The organism is Delftia sp. HK171, from assembly GCF_001886655.1.
GTDB classification, from domain to species: domain Bacteria; phylum Pseudomonadota; class Gammaproteobacteria; order Burkholderiales; family Burkholderiaceae_C; genus Comamonas; species Comamonas acidovorans.
The window spans coordinates 238,488-261,318 of the sequence record NZ_CP018101.1; the positions used below are offsets into that span (position 1 = coordinate 238,488).

Annotated in this window: 22 protein-coding genes and 1 pseudogene; 9 read left to right on the forward strand and 14 right to left on the reverse strand. The window is 67.0% G+C overall.

Annotation, left to right across the window (positions count from 1 at the left end; all coding sequences use genetic code 11):
- Window positions 1–154: 154 nt before the first annotated feature.
- Entirely contained in the window at window positions 155–472 is a 318-nt protein-coding gene (locus tag BO996_RS01085; protein WP_012202313.1) for a hypothetical protein, read from the forward strand.
- 77 nt (window positions 473–549) lie between these two features.
- On the opposite strand, the gene BO996_RS01090 is transcribed toward BO996_RS01085, so the two are convergent.
- Entirely contained in the window at window positions 550–840 is a 291-nt protein-coding gene (locus BO996_RS01090; RefSeq protein ID WP_013800234.1) for a nucleotidyltransferase family protein, read from the reverse strand.
- Between the two features lie 122 nt (window positions 841–962).
- A complete protein-coding gene (locus tag BO996_RS01095; RefSeq protein ID WP_063327697.1) occupies window positions 963–1,655 on the reverse strand; it encodes a dienelactone hydrolase family protein in 693 nt (230 codons plus the stop codon).
- 189 nt (window positions 1,656–1,844) lie between these two features.
- Here BO996_RS01095 and BO996_RS01100 point away from each other — a divergent pair, with 189 nt between their 5' ends.
- Complete coding sequence (locus BO996_RS01100; protein WP_012202311.1) at window positions 1,845–2,492, forward strand: MarC family protein; 648 nt, start codon at window positions 1,845–1,847, stop codon at window positions 2,490–2,492.
- A gap of 43 nt (window positions 2,493–2,535) precedes the next feature.
- Here BO996_RS01100 and BO996_RS01105 read toward each other — a convergent pair whose 3' ends face one another.
- The 8 genes and pseudogenes from BO996_RS01105 to BO996_RS01145 all read right to left on the reverse strand — a co-directional run bounded on the left by BO996_RS01105 (window position 2,536) and on the right by BO996_RS01145 (window position 10,016).
- Window positions 2,536–3,036, reverse strand: coding sequence for a hemerythrin domain-containing protein (locus tag BO996_RS01105; protein WP_034365659.1), 501 nt, complete (start codon window positions 3,034–3,036; stop codon window positions 2,536–2,538).
- Between the two features lie 267 nt (window positions 3,037–3,303).
- Entirely contained in the window at window positions 3,304–3,891 is a 588-nt protein-coding gene (locus tag BO996_RS01110) for a hypothetical protein (protein ID WP_071953790.1), read from the reverse strand.
- A gap of 144 nt (window positions 3,892–4,035) precedes the next feature.
- On the reverse strand, window positions 4,036–4,254 hold the full coding sequence (locus tag BO996_RS01115) for a CsbD family protein (RefSeq protein WP_012202308.1): 219 nt from the start codon (window positions 4,252–4,254) through the stop codon (window positions 4,036–4,038).
- A 477-nt stretch (window positions 4,255–4,731) separates the two neighbouring features.
- Window positions 4,732–5,921 (reverse strand): annotated as a pseudogene (locus tag BO996_RS29555) (IS481 family transposase).
- A 317-nt stretch (window positions 5,922–6,238) separates the two neighbouring features.
- The gene (locus tag BO996_RS01125) at window positions 6,239–6,907 is read right to left on the reverse strand and encodes an ABC-type transport auxiliary lipoprotein family protein (protein ID WP_071953791.1); all 669 of its coding nucleotides are present in this window, start codon (window positions 6,905–6,907) and stop codon (window positions 6,239–6,241) included.
- A 14-nt stretch (window positions 6,908–6,921) separates the two neighbouring features.
- Entirely contained in the window at window positions 6,922–7,884 is a 963-nt protein-coding gene (locus BO996_RS01130; RefSeq protein WP_013800229.1) for an MlaD family protein, read from the reverse strand.
- A gap of 198 nt (window positions 7,885–8,082) precedes the next feature.
- Window positions 8,083–8,886 carry an ABC transporter ATP-binding protein gene (locus BO996_RS01140; RefSeq protein WP_063327701.1) on the reverse strand — a complete coding sequence of 268 codons (804 nt, stop codon included), beginning with the start codon at window positions 8,884–8,886 and terminating at the stop codon, window positions 8,083–8,085.
- A complete protein-coding gene (locus tag BO996_RS01145) occupies window positions 8,886–10,016 on the reverse strand; it encodes an MlaE family ABC transporter permease (RefSeq protein ID WP_034397875.1) in 1,131 nt (376 codons plus the stop codon). Before BO996_RS01145 ends, BO996_RS01140 begins: the two co-directional genes overlap by 1 nt.
- 321 nt (window positions 10,017–10,337) lie before the next feature.
- Between BO996_RS01145 and BO996_RS01150 the strand changes: the two genes are divergently transcribed.
- The 5 genes from BO996_RS01150 (at window position 10,338) to BO996_RS01170 (ending at window position 15,826) form a co-directional block, all read left to right on the forward strand.
- Window positions 10,338–12,071, forward strand: coding sequence for a GMC family oxidoreductase (locus BO996_RS01150; protein ID WP_071953794.1), 1,734 nt, complete (start codon window positions 10,338–10,340; stop codon window positions 12,069–12,071).
- Window positions 12,072–12,442: 371 nt separating this feature from the next.
- Complete coding sequence (locus BO996_RS01155; RefSeq protein ID WP_063327704.1) at window positions 12,443–13,201, forward strand: sulfite exporter TauE/SafE family protein; 759 nt, start codon at window positions 12,443–12,445, stop codon at window positions 13,199–13,201.
- Window positions 13,202–13,452: 251 nt separating this feature from the next.
- The gene (locus BO996_RS01160; protein WP_013800225.1) at window positions 13,453–14,223 is read left to right on the forward strand and encodes an ABC transporter substrate-binding protein; all 771 of its coding nucleotides are present in this window, start codon (window positions 13,453–13,455) and stop codon (window positions 14,221–14,223) included.
- 65 nt (window positions 14,224–14,288) lie between these two features.
- Window positions 14,289–15,071 (forward strand): amino acid ABC transporter permease, encoded by a 783-nt coding sequence (locus tag BO996_RS01165; RefSeq protein WP_012202298.1) that lies wholly within the window; start codon window positions 14,289–14,291, stop codon window positions 15,069–15,071.
- Complete coding sequence (locus BO996_RS01170) at window positions 15,068–15,826, forward strand: amino acid ABC transporter ATP-binding protein (protein ID WP_012202297.1); 759 nt, start codon at window positions 15,068–15,070, stop codon at window positions 15,824–15,826. Before BO996_RS01165 ends, BO996_RS01170 begins: the two co-directional genes overlap by 4 nt.
- Before the next feature lie 68 nt (window positions 15,827–15,894).
- On the opposite strand, the gene mrdA is transcribed toward BO996_RS01170, so the two are convergent.
- The 4 genes from mrdA to BO996_RS01190 form a co-directional block, all read right to left on the reverse strand.
- Complete coding sequence (gene mrdA, locus BO996_RS01175; RefSeq protein ID WP_043821858.1) at window positions 15,895–17,940, reverse strand: penicillin-binding protein 2; 2,046 nt, start codon at window positions 17,938–17,940, stop codon at window positions 15,895–15,897.
- A gap of 13 nt (window positions 17,941–17,953) precedes the next feature.
- On the reverse strand, window positions 17,954–18,472 hold the full coding sequence (mreD, locus tag BO996_RS01180; RefSeq protein WP_013800223.1) for a rod shape-determining protein MreD: 519 nt from the start codon (window positions 18,470–18,472) through the stop codon (window positions 17,954–17,956).
- Window positions 18,469–19,542, reverse strand: a complete 1,074-nt coding sequence (gene mreC / locus BO996_RS01185) for a rod shape-determining protein MreC (protein ID WP_043821860.1) — start codon at window positions 19,540–19,542, stop codon at window positions 18,469–18,471. The genes mreD and mreC overlap by 4 nt, the downstream gene beginning before the upstream one ends.
- A gap of 184 nt (window positions 19,543–19,726) precedes the next feature.
- On the reverse strand, window positions 19,727–20,770 hold the full coding sequence (locus tag BO996_RS01190) for a rod shape-determining protein (RefSeq protein ID WP_012202293.1): 1,044 nt from the start codon (window positions 20,768–20,770) through the stop codon (window positions 19,727–19,729).
- A 212-nt stretch (window positions 20,771–20,982) separates the two neighbouring features.
- Between BO996_RS01190 and gatC the strand changes: the two genes are divergently transcribed.
- On the forward strand, window positions 20,983–21,282 hold the full coding sequence (gene gatC / locus BO996_RS01195) for an Asp-tRNA(Asn)/Glu-tRNA(Gln) amidotransferase subunit GatC (RefSeq protein ID WP_012202292.1): 300 nt from the start codon (window positions 20,983–20,985) through the stop codon (window positions 21,280–21,282).
- A 52-nt stretch (window positions 21,283–21,334) separates the two neighbouring features.
- Window positions 21,335–22,831, forward strand: coding sequence for an Asp-tRNA(Asn)/Glu-tRNA(Gln) amidotransferase subunit GatA (gene gatA, locus BO996_RS01200; protein WP_043821862.1), 1,497 nt, complete (start codon window positions 21,335–21,337; stop codon window positions 22,829–22,831).

Here is a 22,831-nt window from a genome sequence, read left to right on the forward strand (position 1 = left end):
GGCCCGAAAGCAAAGGAGCAGCAGCCGTTTGTCTTTACAACGAGACAGCGGCTTTTCCATCTTCCCAGTGTGCTGCGCTGGGCACAGTTCCGTTTTGGCGGGGCTGTGCGGGACCTCCGCAAGGGGGTGCCAGTCCAATGCCAAAGGAGCCGCCATGCCTGACCTCGATGCACCCAGCGGAGCACACGCCTCCCCGCCTTTCTTCTCTTCCCCGCAAGTGCCGAGGGAAGAGACCAGCCTGTACTACCCCATTTCCGAATACGAGGTCTATCGCATCAAGGACTGCATGCACCAGATGGGCCTGGTGATCGACCTGTGCTGCATGGCCGGCCCCGACCAACAACTGAGCGACCTGGGCGGGCTGATGAGCTTCCTGACCGCGCAGCAGCGCGCGCTGCGGGGCACGCTGCAGACCGTGCAGGCACGCAAGGCGACGCCGGGGCCGGCATGTGATCCGGACCCCGGGGGTTGATCAGGCCAGTTGCGGACACTCGCGCAGCACCGATCAGCACAGCTTGTCGCCGAGATAATCGGGAAGGCGATGCCCGTTCATATCGGCTGCGCCTCCGCAAGCACCTGGGCCCGGAACTTCAAAGGCAGGTCTCCGGGCGTCAGCAGATCAACGCGAAGGCCGAGCAGCGATTCCAGCTCGTCCTGCAGGCCGCCCAGGTCGAACAGCGTCGCGCCCGGCAATGCATCGACCAGCAGGTCGAGGTCGCTGCCGTCCCTATCGGTGCCATGCAGCACGGAGCCGAAGACGCGCGGGTTCGCAGTGCGGAAACGGCTGGCCATTTCACGCACTGCGCTGCGATTCATGTCGAGCACCACGGACGGTCGCATGAACATCCTTTCCTGTTGAGACTTCTGGAAAGCCTATTGCATCAGGCACCGGGTTTCAAGCAGCACTCCCGGAAATCCCGATGCCTGGATTTTCCATGCCGGGCCACGCCCGGCACGGCAGATCAGGCCAGGTGCTGGTCGAAGAAGGCCAGCGTGCGGTCGCGCGCCTGCAGGGCGCTGGCCTCGTCGTAGGCGCTGCGCTGGTCGCAGTTGAAGCCGTGGTCTGCGTCGTACAGGTGCACCTGCACATGCTTTTGCGCCTGGGCGAAGGCCTGCACGGCGTCCACGGGAATGTGCGTATCGCGCCGGCCGAAGTGGGCGATGACGGGGCACAGCGGCTCGCGGCCCATCTCCAGCGGCGTGGTCATGCCGCCGCCGTAGTAGCAGGCCGCAGCCGACAGGCTGGGCAGGTTGCAGGCAGCGCGCCAGGCCCACAGGCCGCCCCAGCAAAAGCCCACGATGCCCACCTTGCCGCCGGGCACCAGCGTAGCGGCATGGGCGATGGCGGCCTCGATCTCGGGCAGCACGCCGGGCTGGGGCAGCGCCTCGGCGGCGGATTTCAGCGCCATGCCCTTGGCACGGTCGGCGTCGCCGTAGCCCAGGTCCACACCCGGCTCCACACGCGTGAACAGTGACGGCGCCACGGCCACATAGCCGCGGGCTGCCAGGCGGTCGGCCACGGCGCGGATATGGGCGTTGACGCCGAAGATCTCCTGCAGCACCACGACGGCACCGCGCGCGGGCACGTCGGGCCGGGCCACCCAGGCCGGCGACGCCGTGCCATCCAATGAAGTCAACTGCACAAAACTGCCCATGTCCGCGTTCCTTTCTGTCTGAGAACCTGTTGTGATTTCCCGGTGGGCGGACGCGCCCCGCAATGCTGTAATGGCGGCGGGCCGGCCCGTGCGGCAATTCTTTCACAGGAGACATTCGATGGAACGAAAAGTCGTGCGTACCGGCAAGCGCCGGGCACAGGTGGGCGGCGGCAACCTACAGGGAATGCGATGGACCTCAAACCGCTGATCACGCTGGTGGCCATCATCAACCCCCTGGCCATCGTCCCCTTCTTCATCCACTACACCGAGGGATTCAGCGCCCAACAGCGCCAGCAGACCATTCGCACGGCGGCGCTGGCCTCGTTCTGCGTGATCGCGGCCTGCGCCATCATCGGGCTGCAGGTGCTGGACTTCTTCAACATCTCGCTGCAGAGCTTTCAGGTGGGCGGTGGCCTGCTGCTGCTGATCAGCGCCATGAACATGCTCAACGCCCGCCCGGCCGAGGAACGGCCCAACGCGCCCACGCTGGTCGCTGGCGCGGAAAAGGCTGCCATGGGCAACAGCATTGCCGTGGTGCCGCTGACGATTCCGCTGCTGACGGGGCCGGCCTCCATGTCCACCGTGGTGATCTACGCCGACCAGGCACGCACCATCTGGCAGCACCTGGCCCTGGTGGGCTATGGCGTGGTGGTGGCGCTGGTGGTGATGGTCTGTTTTTCGCTGGCCGACCCGATCGCCCGCGTGCTGGGCAAGACCGGCATCAACGTGATGACGCGGCTCATGGGCCTGATCCTCGCGGCCCTGGCCGTGGAGGTGATGGCGGGCGGGCTGGTGAAGATCTTCCCCATCCTGGCATCGCCCGCGATCGTGCCCTGAACGGGCTGGCTGACTGGTGGCCTTTCTGCCGGATCAGGTCAGATCAGGCCGGCACGGCCCGCGCGCGGTCGGCGCTGCCGTCGCAGGCACCGCCGCAGCCCGTGATGGGCTGCTCGGGCAAGGCCTCAGGGTGCGCCAGGGAGCCCGTGGCGGGATCGAAGCCCGCACTGCGCAGATGCAAGGCCAGCGCCGCATCCATGGTCTGCGCATGGTGCACGAACCAGGCCGCCAGCTCGCCCGCCATGCTGCGGATCACAGCCAGATCACCGGCCGCCGCCTTGGCCGCCCCCTCGCGCATCACCTGCAGCACCACCTTGTGCTGCAGGCTGTGGCAGTTGGTGCTGGTGAACCGCGTGGACTGCATCCAGCGGTCTTCCTGGTCGAAATGCACCTGCGTATGCGCGATCAACTCATCCCAGCGCGCGCACAGCTGCGCATCATCGGCCGCCTCCACCTCGGCCAGCAGCAGGACGAACTCCTGATGCACCTCGTCCATGGCCGGCAACTCCAATGCCAGCGCTCCGCTCCATTCCAGCACGGCCATATGCTTCTCCTGCCTTCATCGTGAAAGCCTGCAGCTTAGGAACAGCACCGCCCAACCCGTTTGACCCACATCAGCCAACCCGAAAACAGCAAAGCCCCGCGAACGGGGCTTGGTCAAGGCGGATAAAACTGGCGCGGCCAAAAGGCCAGGGGCACCGAGCAAGAGCCGCCTCGCGGCGAAGGTGCCGTCCCCATCCCTTGCGAAGCAAGTAGAGAGGCGCCGTGCCACGGGGGAAGGCGCGCAGCGCCTCAGGGGGTGCCTACCAGCTTACTGTCCAAACTTCCGCTTGGCATCAGCCACGCAGGTGTCCTTGGCAGCGCCGCTCATGGTGTCGCAACGGGCCTTGGCAGCCTTGTAGTCGGCTTCGCGGGTTTCCTCGGCAGCGTCCTTGCGGGTTTCTGCCACGTTGGCAGCCTTGGCTGCGGAGTTGGACGCGGGCTCGGCCTGGGCCTTGTTCACCTTGGCGGCTTCCACGGCATGCACGTGGGCGGCCTTGGCATCCTTCACGCAGACGTCCTTGGCGTCGCCCTTGAGGTCGTCACACTTTTCCTTGGCGATGTCGTAGTCCGCATCAGCCTTGGCCTTGAGTGCCTTTTCGCTGTTCTTGGGCGAAGGATTGCGGCGCGATTCCAGTTCGGCCTTGGCCACGTTTTCCTGGCCCTTGGCCTGCTTCTCGCAGACGTCCTTGGCGTTGTCCTTGAGCGGCTTGCACTGTTCCTTGGCAGCCTTGTAATCGGCCTCGATCTGGTTCTTGGCGGCCGTGTGCTCCGCATTGGTCATGGCCATGGCGCCGGAGGCCATCAGGCCCAGGGCGACAGCGGAAAGCATTTGGCGAAAGCGTTGCGGTGTTTGCATGATGGAACTCCTTGTATTTGTACTGAACCGGCCCTTGGTGCCTGCGGCGGCGGGCCATTGGTGCGTGCCCTCAGGCACGCTGGCTGTCGAGGAGCGGATGGCGGCGCCGGCCAGGGCGTCCAGCCCATCCGCAGTCCACCCTCGTCAGTCTTCGAAGCGGAAGTCGGGGTTGCGCTTTTGCCAGTCGGTCAGCTGCTTTTCGGCAGCGTCGCGGGCCAGGCCCTGGCGCTCCTGCAGCTTGCCCAGGAATTGCTCGCGCTTGCCGGCGATCACATCCAGATCGTCATCGGTGAGCTTGCCCCATTGCTCACGGATCTTGCCGGTGAATTGCTTCCAGTTGCCCTTGATGCGGTCTTCATTCATGGCTTGGTCCTTTCAGTGATGTTGAAGTAGCGCCGTGCAATCAGGCCTTGTTTTTTCAAAGCCGCGATCTGCATCAGCGACGGTTCCACTGTAAAAAACCTGGGGGCTGCGCGTCGTAGTCTGGACCTAGTGTTGACGGTCGTCCCAGGGGCAGCCGAGACGGTGGGATCGGGACTACAGCCCCTGACGGACGCGCGGGAAGCGCTGGGTCAGGCGCGGCCCGCCCCTGCCCTGAATACCCGGCCTTTTCCTCGTATGTCCGCGCCTGCGTCGTGGCGGTTGCGGGGTTGCAGTCCTGCCGAAGGACAGGACTGCTTCGTCATCTGACTCGCCGTGATTGTTTGAACGTAGCGCGCAGCGCGAAGTGAGTTTCACGGCGAACCCCGCAGCCGCCACGACGCAGGTTGCCCCGCAGCGAAGCGAAGGGGTCGCGGACATCCGGGTTGTACGTGTCAAGGACATGGGTAACAACTCAGCTCACAGACATGGGTAACACTTCAAGCTCACATAGTCCTTCTGGGGTCCTCGCACATCCTCTTCGTTGAAGCAGCCCAGTCGCACCGGCCCCAGATACACATCCCACTGGCCAGCGGCCACCTCCTGCATCCCGATCCACTGCCCCGCCAGCAGGTAGCCTATGTAGACCCGCAGCGCTCGCCAGTAGATCAGGCCGTTGTGGCTGACTCGAACTCGTTCCCAATGCTTCGGGTACTGCAGCTCGGGTAGCTTTGAGGGGTATGGCCTGGTCGAGTCGCTGTAATGCTGGGCCGGCATGCTTTGCTGCAAGGCCTCATGCGGGCGCTGCTGGTTGTAGTGCTCCACAAAGGCATCGAGCTGCATCTGCAATGCCGCTTTGTCCGCCGCAGGCTCTTTGCCTAGGGCATGCTTGAGCGTGCGGTGCATCCGCTCGTGGCGACCGTTTTGCTGTGGCTTGCCCCTCTCGATGCGCTCCGGCCTGATGCCCAGCCTTATCCACCATATCGCCAGGCGTGACAGGCCCGCCACGCCAGTAGTCGCGAACGGCGGACCGTTGTCACTGCGTATGCGCTCGGGCAGTCCGTATTGCCGAAACACTTGTTCAAAGCTGCGTTTGGCATCCTCGTAGTTGGGGCTGTCGTAGACATGCACGGCCAGCAAATAGCGGCTGGCGTGGTCCATGATGGTCAATGGATAGCACCAGTGACCATCGGCTGTCTTGAACTGGCCTTTGTAGTCTGCACTCCACACCCCATTGGGCTGCTTGCTCGTTCGCAAGGGCTGGGCCGTAGGCACCGAGCGTCTGCGTACACGCCTGCTGCAAACAAGCCCCTCACAGCCTTCAGCACGTTGTAGATGGTGGTTTTGCTGGGTGTCTCCTGTGGGCCCCAACGCTGCAGGAGCAAGGCGTGCAGCTTCTTGGGCCCCATCTGTGACCTTTGCTGCGTGCGCAGCTCAATGATGGCCCGGCGCTGTGCATAGCTGATCGCCTGATTGTTCCCGTGGGGCCTGCGACTGCGTTCTTGCAATCCATCCATGCCCAGTTGGCGGTAACGCTCAACCCACTTGTAGGCCGTCTTGCGGCTGATGCCGTAGCGCCTGCACAGCTCGCTCAGCGGCACACCACCGCGCAGGTGGTCGGCTATGAAGAGCAGTTTCTCGTCCATGGGTGCGCACTCCTTCCAGGGCATGGTGATCGCTCCTTGGCTGCTGTTGGCTCCAGCTGCCAAGCTTGGATCTGTTACCCATGTCCTTGTACTGATGTGTCACCTATGAGTGTGAGTCGTACCGGGTCGCCTTCTTTGATCTGACCTTTCTTGGCGAAACAAGAAAGGGCAGTCGGCTGCCGGGCCGAAACCCGGCCTCGAAAAGCAACCACCCGGCAGGGGCGGAAAAAGCCCCACTTGCTTGCAGAGCCAATTGCCCAAGAACAAAAAACGGCCAGCGGATGCAATGCACCCACCAGCCGTTCTCAAGAGAATGGATGGGCTGGAAATCCAGCCGCCGCTCAGTGCCCCTGCTGCCCCAGCCACTCATCAATCTGCGCAATGGCGGCATCAGTGGCCTTGGCCAGGGCCTGGGCGCCGCCTGCGGCATCGCCCGAAGCTGCAGGACTGCGCACCTCGAAGAGCTTCTGACCCAGCAGGCGGTCCACGGCACCGCTTTGCTCGACCAGGGTGACGCGCAGGCGCACGACGCCGGCACTGGAGCCGGGCGCGTCAAAGACCTGGCTGAACTCTTCGATGTCCACGCGCAGCAGCGTGGGCACGGCGCCCTGCAGGCGCGGCTGGGCCACGCTTTCGCTGCTGGCAAGCACGGAGCGCTGCACGCCCAGCTGGCTGCGCAGGCGCTGCTGCAGCAGCAGTGCAGGAGGCTGGCTCCAGCGCGCCAGCTGGTAGGGGCGCAGTTCCTGGCCGTTGGCATAGGCCAGGCGGTAGAACATGGCGGTGCTGCCGTCGGACAGGGCGGGAGCCTCCACATCGGCCAGCGCCAGCGGCGTGCGTGCCTGCGGGGCGGCGGATGTGGCGGCCTGTGCGGGCGCGGACAGCGGCGCCAGGCCGAAGTCATAGCGCGCGGGCTGGGCGGGGGGCTGCGGCAGGGCCGAGCAGCCGGCCAGCAGGATCAGGGCGGCGGCCAGTCCAGCGCTGGCCACGGCGGTCTTGCGAGATAGGGGCATGCGGGTTCCTTGGATCAGGGCTGGGTGGCTGCGGACGGGGCGACGAAGCCGGGCTCGCCCGGCCCAGGGCGGGCCTGGCCCGGCCCGTAGATCACGGCCTGCGGGTTGTCGCTGAAGCGGCTGGCCGCCGTGCCCATCTGGCGCGCGGCGCGCGAGACATCATCGGCCGCGCGGTTGGCGTGCGGCACCGTGCTGCGGCCCAGGGAGTCGGCCATGCGGGTCAGTGCGCGCGTGCTCTGGGCGATCTGCTCCAGCGGCCCGTCCTGCGCGTTCACGCGGCGCACGGTCTGCTGCAGTTCGGAGGCCACGGCAGAGGCGCCGTTGCTGGCCTTCTCCAGCGACTGCAGGGTGTTGTGGGCGTCGGCGGCGAGCTGCGGCACCTGGGTGGACAGCGTGCGGTCCAGGTTCTGCGTGAGCTGCTGCACGCCTGCGGCAGCGGCTGCAATGTTCTCCAGCGCCTGGCTCACGCGCTTTTGGTTGTCGGTGTCCAGCATGTCGCTGAGGCGGCGCGAGATCTCATCGGCGCGCTCCAGCAGCACCTGCCCCTGGTCGGCCAGCATGCTCAGCGGCGACGAGCGCAGCGGCAGGCGCGGCAGGCCGCTGGGGCCGGGCGGCAGCTGGGGCTGCGGCTGGTCCGCATCATCGAGCTGCACATGGGCCAGGCCCGTGACGCCCTGGTAGCCCAGCACGGCGAACGTGGTGGGCGTGATGGGCGTGTTCACACCGATGGCGATGCGGATCAGCACATTGCCATTGGTCTGCGGATCGAACCCGATCCGCGTGACCTTGCCCACCGCCACGCCCTTGTAGCGCACGGCAGCCTGGGCCTGCAGCCCGCTGATGCCGTCCTTGGTGGACAGCTCGTACTCGTTGTACTGCCGCGTATCGCGCGTCAGCCAGATCGCCAGCCCCGCCAGCAGGGCCGCCACGACCAGCACGAAAATGCCGGCCGCCATGGCATGTGATTTGTTTTCCATATCAATGGTCCATAACGTTGAGCCCAGCAAAACAAGGCATGGGGCCACAGCCCCAAGGGCCAGCACTCAGAGCGCGGCCTTCAAAACCGGCGCACCCCAAGGCAAGGGACACCGAGCAAGGGCCGCCCCGCCGCGAGGGTGTCGTCCCCCCCCGCAAAGCGAGAGGGGGGAAGGCGCGAAGTGACTCAGGGGGGCTTCTCATACCGTGCTCATCGCGCGCCTGCCGCGCTCCCCCTGGAAGAAATGCTCGATGAACGGATGCTTGAACTCGGCCACTTCGCGCGGCGGGCCGCTGACCAGCACCTTCTTCTCGGCCAGCACGGCCACGCGCGAGGACAGGGCGAACAGCGTGTCCAGGTCGTGCGTGACCATGATGACGGTCAGGCCCAGCTCGGCACGCAGCTCGCGCAGCAGTTCGCAGAATTCGTCGGAGCTGGTGGGATCCAGGCCGGCCGTGGGCTCGTCCAGCAGCAGCAGGGGCGGGTCCATGATCAGCGCCCGCGCCAGCGCCACGCGCTTGATCATGCCGCCCGAGAGATCGGCCGGCATGCGCGAGGCATGCTCGGGCTTGAGGCCCACCATCTGCAGCTTGACCAGGGCCGCGTCGCGCACCAGATCGTCGGGCAGCGTGCCCTGCTCGCGCAGCGCGAAGGCCACGTTGTCCAGCACGCTGAAGGCCGAGTACAGCGCCCCATGCTGGAACAGCATGCCCACGCGGCTGGCGGCGCCCTCGCGGCCCATTTCGCTGGCCGGACGGCCCAGCACTTCGACACGGCCCTTGGTGGGCTCCAGCAGCCCCAGCATCTGGCGCAGCAGCACGGTCTTGCCCGTGCCCGAGCCGCCGACGATGGACAGCATCTCGCCGCGCTGCACATCCAGGTCCAGGTCCTGGTGCACGGCAAAGGCGTTCTCGCCTTCGCCGAACACGCTCCACAGCCCGGCGATGCGCACGATGGGCTCGTCGGCTGCGGGCGTGGGGGAGGTTTCGGTGTCCATGGCCATCAGATGCCTACGTCCTTGAACAAGATGGCGAAGATCGCATCCACCACGATCACCATGGTGATGGCCGTCACCACCGAGGCCGTCGTGCCCTTGCCCAGGCTCTGCGTATTGGGCTCCACGCGCAGGCCCCAGTGGCAGCCGATGAGGGCGATGAGGGCGCCGAAGACCACGGATTTGCCCATGGCGATCCAGAGGTTGCCGATCTTCACGGCGGCAGGCAGGGCCTCGGCAAAGTAGGCGCCCGTGACGCCCATGGTCAGGTCGGCCGCGAGCATGCCGCCGGCCAGCGCGGCCAGCGTGGTCCACAGCGAGACCAGGGGCATGGCGATGGCCAGCGCCAGCGCGCGCGGCAGCACCAGGCGAAAGCCGTGCGGTATGCCCATGACCTGCATGGCATCCAATTCCTCGGTCACGCGCATGACGCCGATCTGGGCGGTGATGGCCGAGCCTGTGCGGCCCGCCACCAAAATGGCCGCCAGCAGCGGACCCAGCTCGCGGATCAGCGAGATGCCCAGGATGTTGACGATGAAGGATTCAGCCCCGAACTGGCGCAGCTGCAGCGCCATCAGGTAGGCCAGCACCACGCCGATCAGAAAGCCCACCAGGGCCGTGATGGGCAGGGCCGTGGCGCCCATGGAGTAAAGATGGCCTGAGATGTCGCGCCAGGGGCCCCGGTGCGGAGCACGCGCAAAGCGCAGCAGGTCGATCAGCAACTGGCCGATGAGCCGCGTCATCTGCGCGAAATGGCCGCAGGCGTTGATCACCAGGCAGCCCAGGCTGTCGATGCGCTCCAGCAGGTTCGGGCGCGGGGGCGGCGGCGCAGGTTCCTTGGAGAAACGGCCCACGCGTTCGAGCATGGCGCGCTGCGCATCGCTGGCCGCAAGACGCGCGGGCAGGCGACGGCCCCAGTGGTTCCACAGCAGCTGCGCGCCCACGTGGTCCAGCCAGTCCAGCCCTTCGAGGTTCCAGCCCAGGTCATCGCCCTTGGCATCGGCCAGCTGCGCACGCAGCCTGCGCCACTGCGCCCGCCGGCCCAGCTCGGCCGCGCCCCAGGAGCCGGTCAGCAACGCCCACTGGCCGTCGTTGTCGCGGCGCAGGCTGCATTGGGGGGGATTGTTGAGGGCAGACAAGTGCGGAAAGTCCTTGGGGGTTGCGAAGGCGGGGCGCGCAGGCAGGGCCGGGCGGCATTGCAGCCAAGACCGCAGGATAACCGAGCGGCACGGGCCGCAGATTGCCTGGCGGCGCCGTGCGCACGACAGCTTTGCCCTACGCGTGCAATTTTTATCAAAAAACCAGCGCGACCGCCATGACTGCTGCATGCGATGCTGCAAAAAAAGGAGTCCAGCGCGCTTTCCCTCTCGACAGTGCGCATACCGTCCGCACAATGGGCCGAAGCACCAACCCCGGCTACCAAGGACGCTCCGGCCCGCAGCGGACGCCCGCCCATCTCCATGAGCAACACCACCTTCGACTACATCGTCATCGGCGCCGGCACGGCGGGCGCCCTCCTGGCCAACAGGCTTTCGCGCGATGGCCGCAGCCGCGTGCTGCTGATCGAGGCAGGCGCCAAGGACGACTACCACTGGATCCACATCCCCGTGGGCTACCTGTACTGCATCGGCAATCCGCGCACCGACTGGCTCTACCAGACCGAGCCCGACGCAGGGCTCAACGGCCGCAGCCTGCGCTATCCGCGCGGCAAGACGCTGGGCGGCTGCTCCAGCATCAACGGCATGATCTACATGCGCGGCCAGGCCCGCGACTACGACGGCTGGGCCGAGCTGACCGGGGACGGCGCCTGGCGCTGGGACCAGGTGCTGCCGGCCTTCCGCCAGCATGAAAGCCATTGGCGGCTCGATGCCGGCGGCAATGCCGATGCAGGCTTTCGTGCCCTGCACGGCGGCGCGGGCACGGGCGGCAGCGCCGAATGGCGCGTGGAGCGGCAGCGCCTGCGCTGGGACATCCTGGACGCCTTTGCCGAAGCCGCCCAGCAGGCCGGCATTCCGGCCACCGAGGACTTCAACGGCGGCAGCAACGAGGGGGTGGGCTACTTCGAGGTCAACCAAAAGGGCGGCCTGCGCTGGAACACCGCCAAGGCCTTCCTGCGGCCCACCTGCTATGGCCGCCCCAACTTCGAGCTGTGGACCCATGCCCAGGTCAGCCAGCTGCTGTTCGAACAGCTGCCCGCCGGCGGCCTGCGCTGCAGCGGCGCCCAGGTCTGGACCGGCTCGGAAATGGTCAACGTGCAGGCAAGCCGGGAGGTGCTGCTGTGCGCGGGCGCCGTCAACTCCCCGCAGATTCTGCAGCTGTCGGGCATCGGTCCGGGCGCGCTGCTGCAGAACCACGGCATTGCCGTGCGCCACGACCTGCCCGGCGTGGGCGAGAACCTGCAGGACCATCTGCAGATCCGCTCGGTCTACAAGATCAAGGGCGCGCGCACGCTGAACACCATGGCCAATTCGCTGTGGGGCAAGGCCGGCATCGGCCTGGAATACCTGCTGCGCCGCAGCGGGCCGATGAGCATGGCGCCCTCCCAACTGGGGGCCTTCACGCGCAGCAGCCCGCAGCAGGAGCACCCCAATATCCAGTACCACGTGCAGCCGCTGTCGCTGGACGCCTTCGGCGAGCCGCTGCACGGTTTTCCGGCCTTCACGGCCAGCGTCTGCAACCTCAATCCCACGAGCCGGGGCACGGTGCGCATCCACAGCGGGGACTTCCGCCAGGCGCCGGCCATTGCGCCGCACTACCTGTCCACACCCGAGGACCGGCAGGTGGCCGCCGACAGCCTGCGCGTGACGCGCCGCATCGTCAGCCAGAGCGCGCTGGCGCGCTTCGCCCCCGAGGAATGGAAGCCCGGCGTGCAGTACCAGAGCGACGAGGATCTGGCGCGCCTGGCCGGCGACATCGCCACCACCATCTTCCACCCCGTTGGCACGACGAAGATGGGCCGCGCCGACGACCCCATGGCCGTGCTGGACAGCCGCCTGCGCGTGCGCGGCGTACAGGGCCTGCGCGTGATCGATGCAGGCGCCATGCCGCGCATCACCAGCGGCAATACCAACAGCCCGACGCTGATGATGGCGGAGAAGGCCGCCGGCTGGATTCTTGCGGACCGGCAGGGACAGGCAGGGCTAACGACAGCGACGGCGGCACCAGCCGACGCAGCGGTGGCGATGGCGGCCTGAGGGGCAGCAAGTCCGAGCGAATCAGGGTTGTTGTCGGCAGAAACGGATCGATGAGGAACGAATGGTCGCCCTGGCGTCAAAGCCCCGGCGCCCGGTGTTCACGGCCCTTTGCTGGTGCAATCCCGCACTTTTGCGGTAACTGCGGGAAATCCCCGATGCACCACCCAGGTGCGACCATTAAAGTCCACCCACTCTCGCGGCACCACAGTGCTGCACAAGAGGGGCCGAGGAGACAACTCGTACACAACCAGATCAACATTCATAAATAGCATCTCAAGATGCATTTCCCAGAGCGCCGGCAAGTCCGGCGCTTTTTTTATGCCTGCGGCCAGCCTGCTGCGGCACCTGGGCGGTGCGACAATCGCCGCCCTATGGAATGGATCATCGTCTCGCTGGCCTCGATGCTGGCCGGCTTCGTGGACGCCATCGTGGGCGGCGGGGGCCTCATCTTGCTGCCCGCGCTGTTCGCCACCTTCCCCACCGCGCCGCCCGCCACGCTGCTGGGCACCAACAAGAGCGCCTCGGTCTGGGGCACGGCCATGTCCACCTGGCAGTACGGCCGCAAGGTGCAGTTGCCCTGGCGCGCGATGATGCCGGCCGCCTGCGTGGGCATGGCGGGCTCCTTTGCGGGCGCCTGGGCCGTCACGCAGATCTCCCCCGATTTCCTGCGCCGCCTGCTGCCGCTGGTGCTGCTGGGCGTGCTGGCCTACACGCTGGCGCGCAAGGACATGGGCCGCCACCACACGCCGCACTATTCGGGCCGCGCCGAGACGCTGATCGCCTGCGCCATCGGCCTGGTGATTGGTTTCTACGACGGTTTCTTCGGCCCCGGCACGGGCAGCTTCTTCGTGTTCCTGTTCGTGCGGCTGATGGGCTATGACTTCCTGAACGCGTCGGCCTCGGCCAAGCTGCTGAACATGGCCACCAACCTGGCTGCGCTGGCGCTGTTCGCGCTCAAGGGCCATATCTGGTGGCACCTGGCCGTGCCCATGGCGGTGGCCAATGTGCTGGGCGCCATGCTGGGCACGCACATGGCCCTGCGCCATGGAACGGGCTTTGTGCGCGGCATTTTCATCGGCGTGGTGAGCCTGCTGATCCTCAAGACCGGCTACGACGCCTTCATCGCCTGAGCACGGGCCAGCGGCGTTCGCAACACCTGCCATCGGCGTTGGCGACGGCAACCTTCTATAATTGCCGACTTTTCGCCTTGAGCTGCGGCGGCTGGTGCATGTCGCACCCCTGCCAGCGGCCGTACCCGACCAGCCGACCAGCCGCAAAAAACCGGCCCCGCCGTCCATGGCCCATGCACTGATGCGTGCCTTGGCGCTTTCTTCATGCTGCGGCGCCGGGGTCAGGTCTTGAGCGACAGCCCAGGAGTTCCATGAAACGCTTTACCGTCATCGCCGCCGCCGCGCTGGCCCTGTGGACCGCCGCCGGCGTTCAGGCCCGCCCCTTCGACGCCATCCAGAAGGAAGGCACGCTTCGCCTGGCCACCGAGGGCTACTACGCGCCCTTCGCCCATTTCGAGGGCAAGCAGCTGACCGGCTTCGAAGTCGAGCTGGCCCAGATGATGGCCGCCAAGATGGGCGTGAAGTACGAGTGGAAGACCATCAGCTTCGACGCCCTGCTCACCGGCCTGCAGCAGGACCGCTGGGATCTGGTGATTTCCTCGCACGGCATCACGCCCGAGCGCGAGAAGGCCGTGACCTTCACCCAGCCCCACTACTGCTCTGGCGCCATCGTGATGTCGCTGGACCCGGCCATCCGCTCGGCCAAGGACCTGGCGGGCAAGACGGTGTCGGTGCAGACCGGCACCACCTATATGCAGTACATGGAGAAGAACCTGCCCGGCATCAAGCGCCTGGTCAACTTCCCCACCAACGAGGCCGCCCGCAATGCGCTGCTGTCCAAGCGCGTGGATGCCTGGGTGACCGAACGCTTCATTGCCAAGGAACTGCAGCAGAAGAACCCCAATGCCCAGCTCAAGCAGGGCGAGTTGCTGCTGGTCGAGCGCATTGCCGCCGCCGTGGCCAAGGACAACAAGTCGCTGGCCGATGCCTGGAACAAGGCCTTCAAGGAAGCCCTGGCCGACGGCAGCTACGCCAAGCTGTCGCAGAAATACTTCCACGAAGACATCCGCTGCCCTGACTGAGGCCCCGGGCAGATCTGCCCGACCGGCGCCCACTTGCAGGGCGCCTTTTTGTTTCTAGCCCACCTATGCTTACCGTCCTCTGGCCCGCCCACTGGAGCCGCTCGCAGCGCAGCAACGCCACCCTGGTCACGGCCCTGCTGCTGATGGTGCTCGTGGTTTCGCTGCTGGGGCAACTGCTGTCCCTGCTGCCCGAGCCCATAGGCTCCAATGCCGACACCTTCGCCGAAGGCGCGCGCACCACGCTGTATCTGACGCTGGTCAGCGGCGCCGCCGGCCTGGTGCTGGGCATCGCCGCCGCGCTGGCGCGCACCTCGCGCACGGCCGCCCTGCGCTGGGCCGCGGGCTTCTACGTCTGGGCGATCCGCGGTACGCCGCTGCTGGTGCAGATCCTGTTCATCTACTTCGCGCTGCCGGTGCTGATCCCGGGCCTGAACCTGCCCGACTTCGCAGCCGCCTGCATTGCACTGGCGCTGAACGTGGGCGCCTACAACGCCGAAGCCGTGCGCGCCGGCCTGCAGGCCGTGCCGCGCGGCCAGGCCGAGGCCGCACGCGCCCTGGGCCTGCCGCGCATCTGCGTCTTCATGGACGTGGTGTTCCCGCAGGCCTTCAAGATCTCGCTGCCGCCGCTGGTGAGCAACTTCGTGGCCCTGCTCAAGGATTCGTCGCTGGCGTACGCCATCGGCGTGGTGGAGCTGACCAATGTGGGCAACCGCATCCAGTCGGCCACCTTCCAGCCCGTGGAGACCCTGGTCACCGTGGGCGTGACCTACCTGGTGCTGACCACGCTGGTGACCCAGGTCACGGCTGCCGTGGAGTACCGCTTCGACGTGGAGGGCCGCCACAAATGAGCGCCGACAAGCTGGCACGGGGCATGCCCTACATCGTGGCCGAGAAGGTCACCAAGTCCTTCGGCAGCCACCAGGTGCTCAAGGGCGTTTCCACGCAGTTCTGCACGGGCGAGGTGACGGTGATCATCGGCGCCTCGGGCTCGGGCAAGTCCACGCTGCTGCGCGCCATCAACCGGCTGGAGCCGCACGACGGCGGGCGCATCACCATCGATGGCGTCGAAGTCACCGACAACGAAGCCACGCTGCAAAAGCAGCGCTGCGAAGTGGGCATGGTGTTCCAGCAGTTCAACCTGTTCGGCCACATGACGGTGCTGGACAACGTGACCCTGGCGCCGCGCCGCATCCACAAAACGCCGCGCGCCCAGGCCAATGCCAAGGCCATGGCCCTGCTGGAGCGCGTGGGCATGCAGGCCCATGCCCACAAGTACCCGTGGCAGTTGTCGGGCGGCCAACAGCAGCGCGTGGCCATTGCCCGCGCCCTGGCCATGGAGCCGCAGGTGATGCTGTTCGACGAGCCCACCAGCGCGCTGGATCCGGAGATGGTGCAGGAGGTGCTGGACGTGATGCGCGAGCTGGCACGCGGCGGCATGACCATGATCGTGGTCACCCACGAAATGGGCTTCGCCCGCGAGGTCGCCGACCGCGTGATGTTCTTCGACCAGGGCTGCATTGCCCACGAGGCCCCACCGGCCGAGTTCTTCGGCAACCCGGCCAGCGAGCGGATCGCGGCGTTCATCGGGCGCATGGGGCATTGAGGCCTGGGCCTGCGCACGCAGGCTGCTCAAGAAAACAAAGAGCCGGCAATGCCGGCTCTTTTGCTTTCTCAATCCTCCAGCTCGCCAGCAGACGGCGGCGGCAGTGCGGCAGCGCGGTTGGATGCCACGGGCACCGATGCCTCGGGCGGCTCGTAGCGCGGCAGGCCGGGCAGGTTCACGGTTTCTGCGTCCAGCGTGATTTCGGAGACGCGGCGCGGGGCGCCTATGGGCACGCCGGCCTGGCCCTTGCGCATGGCGGCCATGTCCTCCAGGCTGGGGTAGCGGCCCAGCAGCCAGTAGTCGAACACGCGGCGTGCCAGCGGCGCGGCGGCGGCGGCGCCAAAGCCGGCGTTCTCCACGATGACGGCGACGGCGATGGTGGGGTTGTCGGCCGGCGCGTAGGCGATGTACAGCGAGTGGTCGCGCTGGAACTCGGACAGGCGCGAGGCGTTGTACTTCTCGTTCTGGCGCACGCCCACGGCCTGGGCCGTGCCGGTCTTGCCGGTGGAGGTGTAGGGCGCGTTGCCGAAGATGCCGCGCGAGGTGCCCTCCACCGTCACGGCGGCCACGGCGGCGCGCACGGCTTCCACGTTCTCGGGCTTGTAGCCCATGCTGGTGCCGGGGTCCTTGTTGATGGCCGAGAACTGCTGCGTCACGGCATCGACACGTCCCACGGCCAGGTGGGGCCGGTGCTTGACGCCCTTGGCCGCCAGCGTGGACATGGCGTTGGCCAGCTGCAGGATGGTGAAGTTGTTGTAGCCCTGGCCGATGCCCAGCGAGATGGTCTCGCCCGCGTACCACTTCTTCTGCTCGGGCCGCTTGTAGGTGTTGCGCTTCCACTCGGTGCTGGGCAGCACGCCGCGCGCCTCGCCGCGCACGTCGATGCCGGTGATCTGGCCGAAGCCCAGCGGCTTCATGTAGTCGTGGATCATGTCCACGCCCATGTCGTTGGCCAGCATGTAGTAGTACACGTTGGACGACTTGATGATGGAGCGGCGCAGGTTGGTCGGCCCGTTGGGGTGGCCCGAGCGGAAGGTGTGGCCGCCGAAGGTCCAGCTGCCGTTGTCCATGATGGTGGTGTCGGGGCGGCGCTTGCCCGACTCCAGCGCGGCAATCGCCATGAAGGGCTTGTAGGTGGAGCCCGGCGGATAGGTGCCCCGCAGCGCGCGGTTGAGCAGCGGGCGGTTGATGGATTCGTTGAGCGCGGCCCAGCTTTCCTGGTCGATGCCATCGACGAAGAGATTCAGGTCGAAGGTCGGGCGGCTGACCATGGCCAGCAGTTCGCCGCTGCGCGGATCGATGGCCACCAGGGCGCCACGGCGGTCGCCGTACAGCTCCTCCACCATGCGCTGCAGCTTGATGTCCAGCGACAGCACCAGGCTGTCGCCGGGCGTGGCGGGGCGGCTGCCGAGCTTGCGCACGGCATGGCCGCCGGCCGAGGTTTCCATCTCTTCCCAGCCGGTCTGGCCGTGCAGGTCGGTTTCGTAGCTCTGCTCCACGCCCAGCTTGCCGATGACGTCGGTGCCCCGGTAGTTGGCGGCGTCGTCGGAGTCTTCCAGTGCTTCCTTCTCGCGCTGGTTGATGCGGCCTATGTAGCCGATGACGTGGCTGGCCGTGTCCTGCATGGGGTAGGTGCGGAACAGCCGCGCCTTGATGTCCACGCCCGGGAAGCGGTAGCGCTGCGCGGCGAAGCGCGCGACCTCGTCATCGGTCAGGCGCGTGCGGATGGGCAGGGAGTCGAAGCTGCGGGAATCATCCACCAGGCGCTTGAACTTGCGGCGGTCGCGCGGCGTGATCTCGACGATCTCGGCCAGGCCGTCGATGGTCTCTTCAAGATTGCCCGCGCGCGAGGGCATGATCTCCAGCGTATAGGCCGAGTAGTTGGTGGCCAGCACCACGCCGTTGCGGTCCAGGATCTGGCCCCGGTTGGGCACGATGGGCACCACGGCCGTGCGATTGCTTTCGGCGCGCTCGGCCAGCTCCTCATGGCGCTGCACCTGCAGCACCAGCAGCCGCGCCACCACCAGCCCGAAGGCCAGCAGCACCACCACGCTCATCACCCATGCGCGCAGCCTGAATCGCTGCAGCTCGGCTTCTGTATTGCGGATTTCCATCACGCGTCAAGCCTCACAGGGGACGGTTCTCGTCACTGTCCGGCGGACGGCGCTGCGGCGCCAGCAGCAGGCCGCTGACCAGGGGCCACAGCAGGGCCTCGATCAAGGGAGCCACCACCACCAGCGGGCCGGGCACGATGCCGCCGGCCACCATGCGCAGCAGCACCTGCAGGCCGTGCACGACGGCGAACAGGGGCAGCAGGTGCAGCGCCTGCACGGGCGTGGAGAACCAGGACAGGCGCCGGCCCATGGCGCCGGCCGCGAACACCAGCAGCGCATAGGCCAGCGCATGCTGGCCCAGCAGGGAGGAGCGGTCCACATCCATGCACAGGCCCAGCAAAAAGGCCACGCCCATGCCCACGCGCTGGGGTTGGTTCAGCGCCCAGAAGGCCAGCAGCACCATCAGCAGGTCGGGCTGCCAGGCCTGGCGGCCCAGCGGCAGCATGTTGAGTGCCAGCGCCGCCAGCAGGCTGACGACGATGAACAGGGGGTTGACCGGCAGCAGCAGCTGCTGGCCGCGCGGCATGATCATGCGGGCTCCTTCCTGGCGGAGGCGGGTGCGGCGGGAGCAGCGGGTGCGGCAGGCGTGGCCGGCGCATCTGTCTTGCCGGCCTTGCCGCCGTCCTTGGAGGCTTCCTTGCCCTTGCCGTCCTTGGCCTTGTCTTTTTCCTTGCCCTTGTCTTTTTCCTTGCCCTTGCCGGCGCGCAGGGGTTCTGCGGCGCCTTCCGCCTCGGGGTGGGTGGCGCGGTCCAGCGGCTTGAGCACCACCACGTGGCGCACGCCCTGCACGCGGCCCACGGGCTCGCAGTAGATGCGCGAGAAGGCCGAGTCGGCGCGGCGCTCCACCGAGACCACCTTGGCCACGGGCAGGCCCGGCGGGTACAGGCCATCGACGCCGCTGGTGGTCAGCAGGTCGCCTTCCTGGACATCGGCATTGCTGGGCATGAAGCGCAGCTCGATGCCGCCGGTGCGCAGCGGCGACGGATCGCCATAGGCCACGCTGCGCGCGCCGGTGCGCGGGTTGAAGACGGGAATGGCCTGGTCGCGGTCGATGAGCAGTGTGACCTCGGCACGCAGCGGATACACGCGCGTGACCTGGCCGACCACGCCCTTTTCATCGAGCACGGGCGAGCCCTGGTCTATGCCATCCACCTGGCCACGGTCGATGACCACGCGGCGCGTATAGAGGTCGGGGCTGTCGTAGACCACCTCGGCAGCGGTGCCGGGCGTGGTGAGGCGATCGCGCAGCTGCAGCAGCTCGCGCAGGTGATCGTTTTCCTGGATCAGCTCGTCGGCCAGCGATGCACGCTGGGCCATGGCCACCAGTTCCTTGCGCGCGGCCTGTTCGCGGGCCTGAGCATCGTCCAGCGAGCCCAGGTAGCGGCTGGCGTCGTGCACGGCCTGCACCGGCTTGAGCATCACCCATTGCACGGGGTACAGCACGGTGGCCACGGCCACGCGCACGGGATCGGTGATCCTGAAACGCGCGTCGGCCACCATCAGGAACAGCGCCAGGGCGCTGTACAGGGCCAGTTGCGAGACCCGCGAAGGCCGCCGCTTGAACAGCGAGGGCGCCGAGTGGTCCAGGGTATTGGGATTCATGCGGCCCTCCCGCGTGGCAGGGCCTGCCCTGCCGCACTTGCTGCAGCCTGGAAAGCACGGGCCGGTCCCGGTGCGAAGGAAGGCAGGGCAAGCATGCAGGTCACCACGGAAGGGGGAGAAAAGTCGTTGCAGTCAGACGGCTGCGGCCCCGGGCCCGCGACAACGGACCCCGGCCTGCGCCGCATCAGTCGCTGGTGAAGATGCTGCCCTGGCGGTCCATGGTCTCCAGCGCCATGCCGCAGCCGCGCACCACGCAGGTCAGCGGCTCTTCGGCCACCAGCACGGGCAGGCCGGTTTCTTCGGCCAGCAGGCGGTCCAGGTCACGCAGCAGCGCGCCGCCGCCGGTGAGCATCATGCCGCGCTCGGCAATGTCGGCGCCCAGCTCGGGCGGTGTCTGCTCCAGCGCGTTCTTGACGGCGCTGACGATCTGGTTGAGCGGATCGGTCAGGGCTTCCAGCACCTCGTTGGACGAGATGGTGAAGCTGCGCGGCACGCCTTCGGAGAGGTTGCGGCCCTTGACTTCCATCTCCTTGACTTCGGAGCCGGGGAAGGCCGAGCCGATGTTCTTCTTGATGGACTCGGCCGTGGGCTCGCCGATCAGCATGCCGTAGTTGCGGCGGATGTAGCTGATGATGGCTTCGTCGAACTTGTCGCCGCCCACGCGCACGGAACCCTTGTAGACCATGCCGCCCAGCGAGATGACGCCGACTTCGGTGGTGCCGCCACCGATGTCCACCACCATGGAGCCAGAAGCCTCGGACACCGGCAGGCCGGCGCCGATGCCGGCAGCCATGGGTTCCTCGATCAGGTAGACGGAGGTGGCGCCTGCCGCCTCGGCCGCGTCCTTGATGGCGCGGCGCTCGACCTGGGTGGAGCCGCAGGGCACGCAGATGATGATGCGCGGGCTGGGCGTGAGCACCGAGCGCGGATGCACCATCTTGATGAACTGCTTGATCATCTGCTCCGTGATGACGAAGTCGGCAATCACGCCGTCCTTCATCGGGCGGATGGCCTCGATGTTGCCGGGCACCTTGCCCAGCATGGCCTTGGCCTCGCGGCCCACCGCCTGGATCACCTTCTTGCCGTGCGGCCCGCCTTCGTGGCGGATGGCGACAACGGAGGGTTCGTCCAGAACAATGCCCTTGTCGCGGGCGAAAATCAGGGTGTTGGCTGTGCCAAGATCAATGGCAAGGTCGGTGGAGAAATACCGACGGAAAGCTCCGAACATTACGAGAGTCCTCTCAGGCACGGCATGCTCGTCGGCCTGCCATCGCCGGGATGAAAGTTAGGGAGTCTGGATGGGGTTGGCTTTTCGCACAATGACCGGCTCGGAGAGGGTATTGCGGCAAAGCCGAGATAATACCGTATCCCCTGTGAATAACTTCTACTGCCGGGGCTTGAAATACGGGTTTACATCCCGTTGCCCCCTTCAAAAATCCTATGGCACTGAACGCACAAGACATCGCACGCATCGCGAACCTGGCACGACTTGAGCTCTCCTCCACCGAGAGTGAGCGCATGCTAGGCCAGCTCAATGATTTTTTCGGCATCGTGGAGAAGATGCAGGCTGTGGATACTTCAGGCGTCAGCCCGCTGTCACATCCGGTCGCCGCCATCCAGGACATTGCCCTGCGTCTTCGCGAGGACATTGCCAGCGAGCCCGACCAGCGCGACGCCAATCAGCGCAGCGCACCGGCCGTCGAGCGCGGCCTGTTCCTGGTCCCCAAGGTGATCGAGTAAGCGCCGCGCGCCCTCGTCACTGGCATCCGTCCCCGTTTTCCGCACCCCATACATGACCCAGCAAACCACTGATCTGCACACGCTCGGCGTGTCGGCCCTGTCGGCCCTGCTGCGCGAGCGCAAGCTCGGCGCCGTCGAAGCCGCCCAGCATTTCCTGGCCCGCGCCCAGGCGCACCAGAACCTGGGCGCCTTCGTCAGCATCGACGAAGAGGCCACCCTGGCCCAGGCCCGCGCTGCCGACGCCCTGATTGCCCAGGGCAAGGGCGGCCGCCTGGCTGGCGTGCCCATTGCGCACAAGGACATCTTCGTCACGCGCGACTTCCCGACCACGGCCTCCAGCAAGATGCTGGCCGGCTACCGCTCGCCCTTCGACGCCACCGTGGTGACGCGCCTGGCCGAGGCCGGCGCCGTGACGCTGGGCAAGCTCAACTGCGATGAATTCGCCATGGGCTCGGCCAACGAGAACTCGGCCATCGCGCCCGTGGGCTTCGACGCCCCCGCGCCCGTGCGCAACCCCTGGAACACGGACCGCGTGCCCGGCGGCTCCTCGGGCGGCTCGGCCGTGGCCGTGGCCGCCGGCCTGGCGCCCGCCGTCACCGGCACCGACACGGGCGGCTCCATCCGCCAGCCCGCATCGTTTTGCGGCATCACGGGCATCAAGCCCACCTATGGCCGCGCCAGCCGCTACGGCATGATCGCCTTCGCCTCCAGCCTGGACCAGGCCGGTCCCATGGGCAAGAGCGCCGAGGACTGCGCCCTGCTGCTGTCCGAGATGTGCGGCCCCGACCTGGACCGCGACTCCACCAGCCTGGACGTGCCCGCCGAGGACTTCACGGCCCGCCTGAACGACGGCATCGAAGGCCTGCGCATCGGCATCCCCGCCGAGTTCTTCGGCGAAGGCCTGTCGGCCGACGTGCGCGCCGCCGTGGATGGCGCGCTCAAGGAATACGAGAAGCTGGGCGCCCGCCTGGTGCCCATCTCGCTGCCCCGCACCGAGCTGTCGATTCCCGTGTACTACATCCTGGCCCCGGCCGAGGCATCGTCCAACCTGTCGCGCTTCGACGGCGTGAAGTTCGGCCACCGCGCCAAGGACTACACGGACCTGGTGGACATGTACAAGAAGACCCGCGCCCAGGGCTTTGGCGACGAGGTCAAGCGCCGCATCATGATCGGCGCCTACGTGCTGTCCGAGGGCTACTACGACGCCTACTACCTGCAGGCGCAGAAGATCCGCCGCATGATCGCCGACGACTTCCAGGCCGCCTTCCAGCAGTGCGACGTGATCGCCGGCCCCGCCGCGCCCACCGTGGCCTGGCAGCTGGGCGGAAAGAGCGACCCGCTGGCCAACTACCTGGCCGACATCTTCACGCTGCCCGCATCGCTGGCCGGCCTGCCCGGCATGAGCGTGCCCGCAGGCTTTGGCGAGGCCGGCATGCCCGTGGGCCTGCAGCTGATCGGCAACTACTTCAAGGAAGGCCAGCTGCTCAACGCCGCCCACCGCTTCCAGCAGGCCACCGACTTTCACCTTCAAGCTCCGAAGGGCATCTGA

Coding starts and splice junctions, on each gene's coding strand:
- BO996_RS01085 (WP_012202313.1), top strand. CDS start 155: ATGCCTGACCTCGATGCACCCAGCGGAGCACACGCCTCCCCGCCTTTC.
- BO996_RS01090 (WP_013800234.1), bottom strand. CDS start 840: ATGCGACCGTCCGTGGTGCTCGACATGAATCGCAGCGCAGTGCGTGAA.
- BO996_RS01095 (WP_063327697.1), bottom strand. CDS start 1,655: ATGGGCAGTTTTGTGCAGTTGACTTCATTGGATGGCACGGCGTCGCCG.
- BO996_RS01100 (WP_012202311.1), top strand. CDS start 1,845: ATGGACCTCAAACCGCTGATCACGCTGGTGGCCATCATCAACCCCCTG.
- BO996_RS01105 (WP_034365659.1), bottom strand. CDS start 3,036: ATGGCCGTGCTGGAATGGAGCGGAGCGCTGGCATTGGAGTTGCCGGCC.
- BO996_RS01110 (WP_071953790.1), bottom strand. CDS start 3,891: ATGCAAACACCGCAACGCTTTCGCCAAATGCTTTCCGCTGTCGCCCTG.
- BO996_RS01115 (WP_012202308.1), bottom strand. CDS start 4,254: ATGAATGAAGACCGCATCAAGGGCAACTGGAAGCAATTCACCGGCAAG.
- BO996_RS01125 (WP_071953791.1), bottom strand. CDS start 6,907: ATGCCCCTATCTCGCAAGACCGCCGTGGCCAGCGCTGGACTGGCCGCC.
- BO996_RS01130 (WP_013800229.1), bottom strand. CDS start 7,884: ATGGAAAACAAATCACATGCCATGGCGGCCGGCATTTTCGTGCTGGTC.
- BO996_RS01140 (WP_063327701.1), bottom strand. CDS start 8,886: ATGGCCATGGACACCGAAACCTCCCCCACGCCCGCAGCCGACGAGCCC.
- BO996_RS01150 (WP_071953794.1), top strand. CDS start 10,338: ATGAGCAACACCACCTTCGACTACATCGTCATCGGCGCCGGCACGGCG.
- BO996_RS01155 (WP_063327704.1), top strand. CDS start 12,443: ATGGAATGGATCATCGTCTCGCTGGCCTCGATGCTGGCCGGCTTCGTG.
- BO996_RS01160 (WP_013800225.1), top strand. CDS start 13,453: ATGAAACGCTTTACCGTCATCGCCGCCGCCGCGCTGGCCCTGTGGACC.
- BO996_RS01165 (WP_012202298.1), top strand. CDS start 14,289: ATGCTTACCGTCCTCTGGCCCGCCCACTGGAGCCGCTCGCAGCGCAGC.
- BO996_RS01170 (WP_012202297.1), top strand. CDS start 15,068: ATGAGCGCCGACAAGCTGGCACGGGGCATGCCCTACATCGTGGCCGAG.
- mrdA (WP_043821858.1), bottom strand. CDS start 17,940: ATGGAAATCCGCAATACAGAAGCCGAGCTGCAGCGATTCAGGCTGCGC.
- mreD (WP_013800223.1), bottom strand. CDS start 18,472: ATGATCATGCCGCGCGGCCAGCAGCTGCTGCTGCCGGTCAACCCCCTG.
- mreC (WP_043821860.1), bottom strand. CDS start 19,542: ATGAATCCCAATACCCTGGACCACTCGGCGCCCTCGCTGTTCAAGCGG.
- BO996_RS01190 (WP_012202293.1), bottom strand. CDS start 20,770: ATGTTCGGAGCTTTCCGTCGGTATTTCTCCACCGACCTTGCCATTGAT.
- gatC (WP_012202292.1), top strand. CDS start 20,983: ATGGCACTGAACGCACAAGACATCGCACGCATCGCGAACCTGGCACGA.
- gatA (WP_043821862.1), top strand. CDS start 21,335: ATGACCCAGCAAACCACTGATCTGCACACGCTCGGCGTGTCGGCCCTG.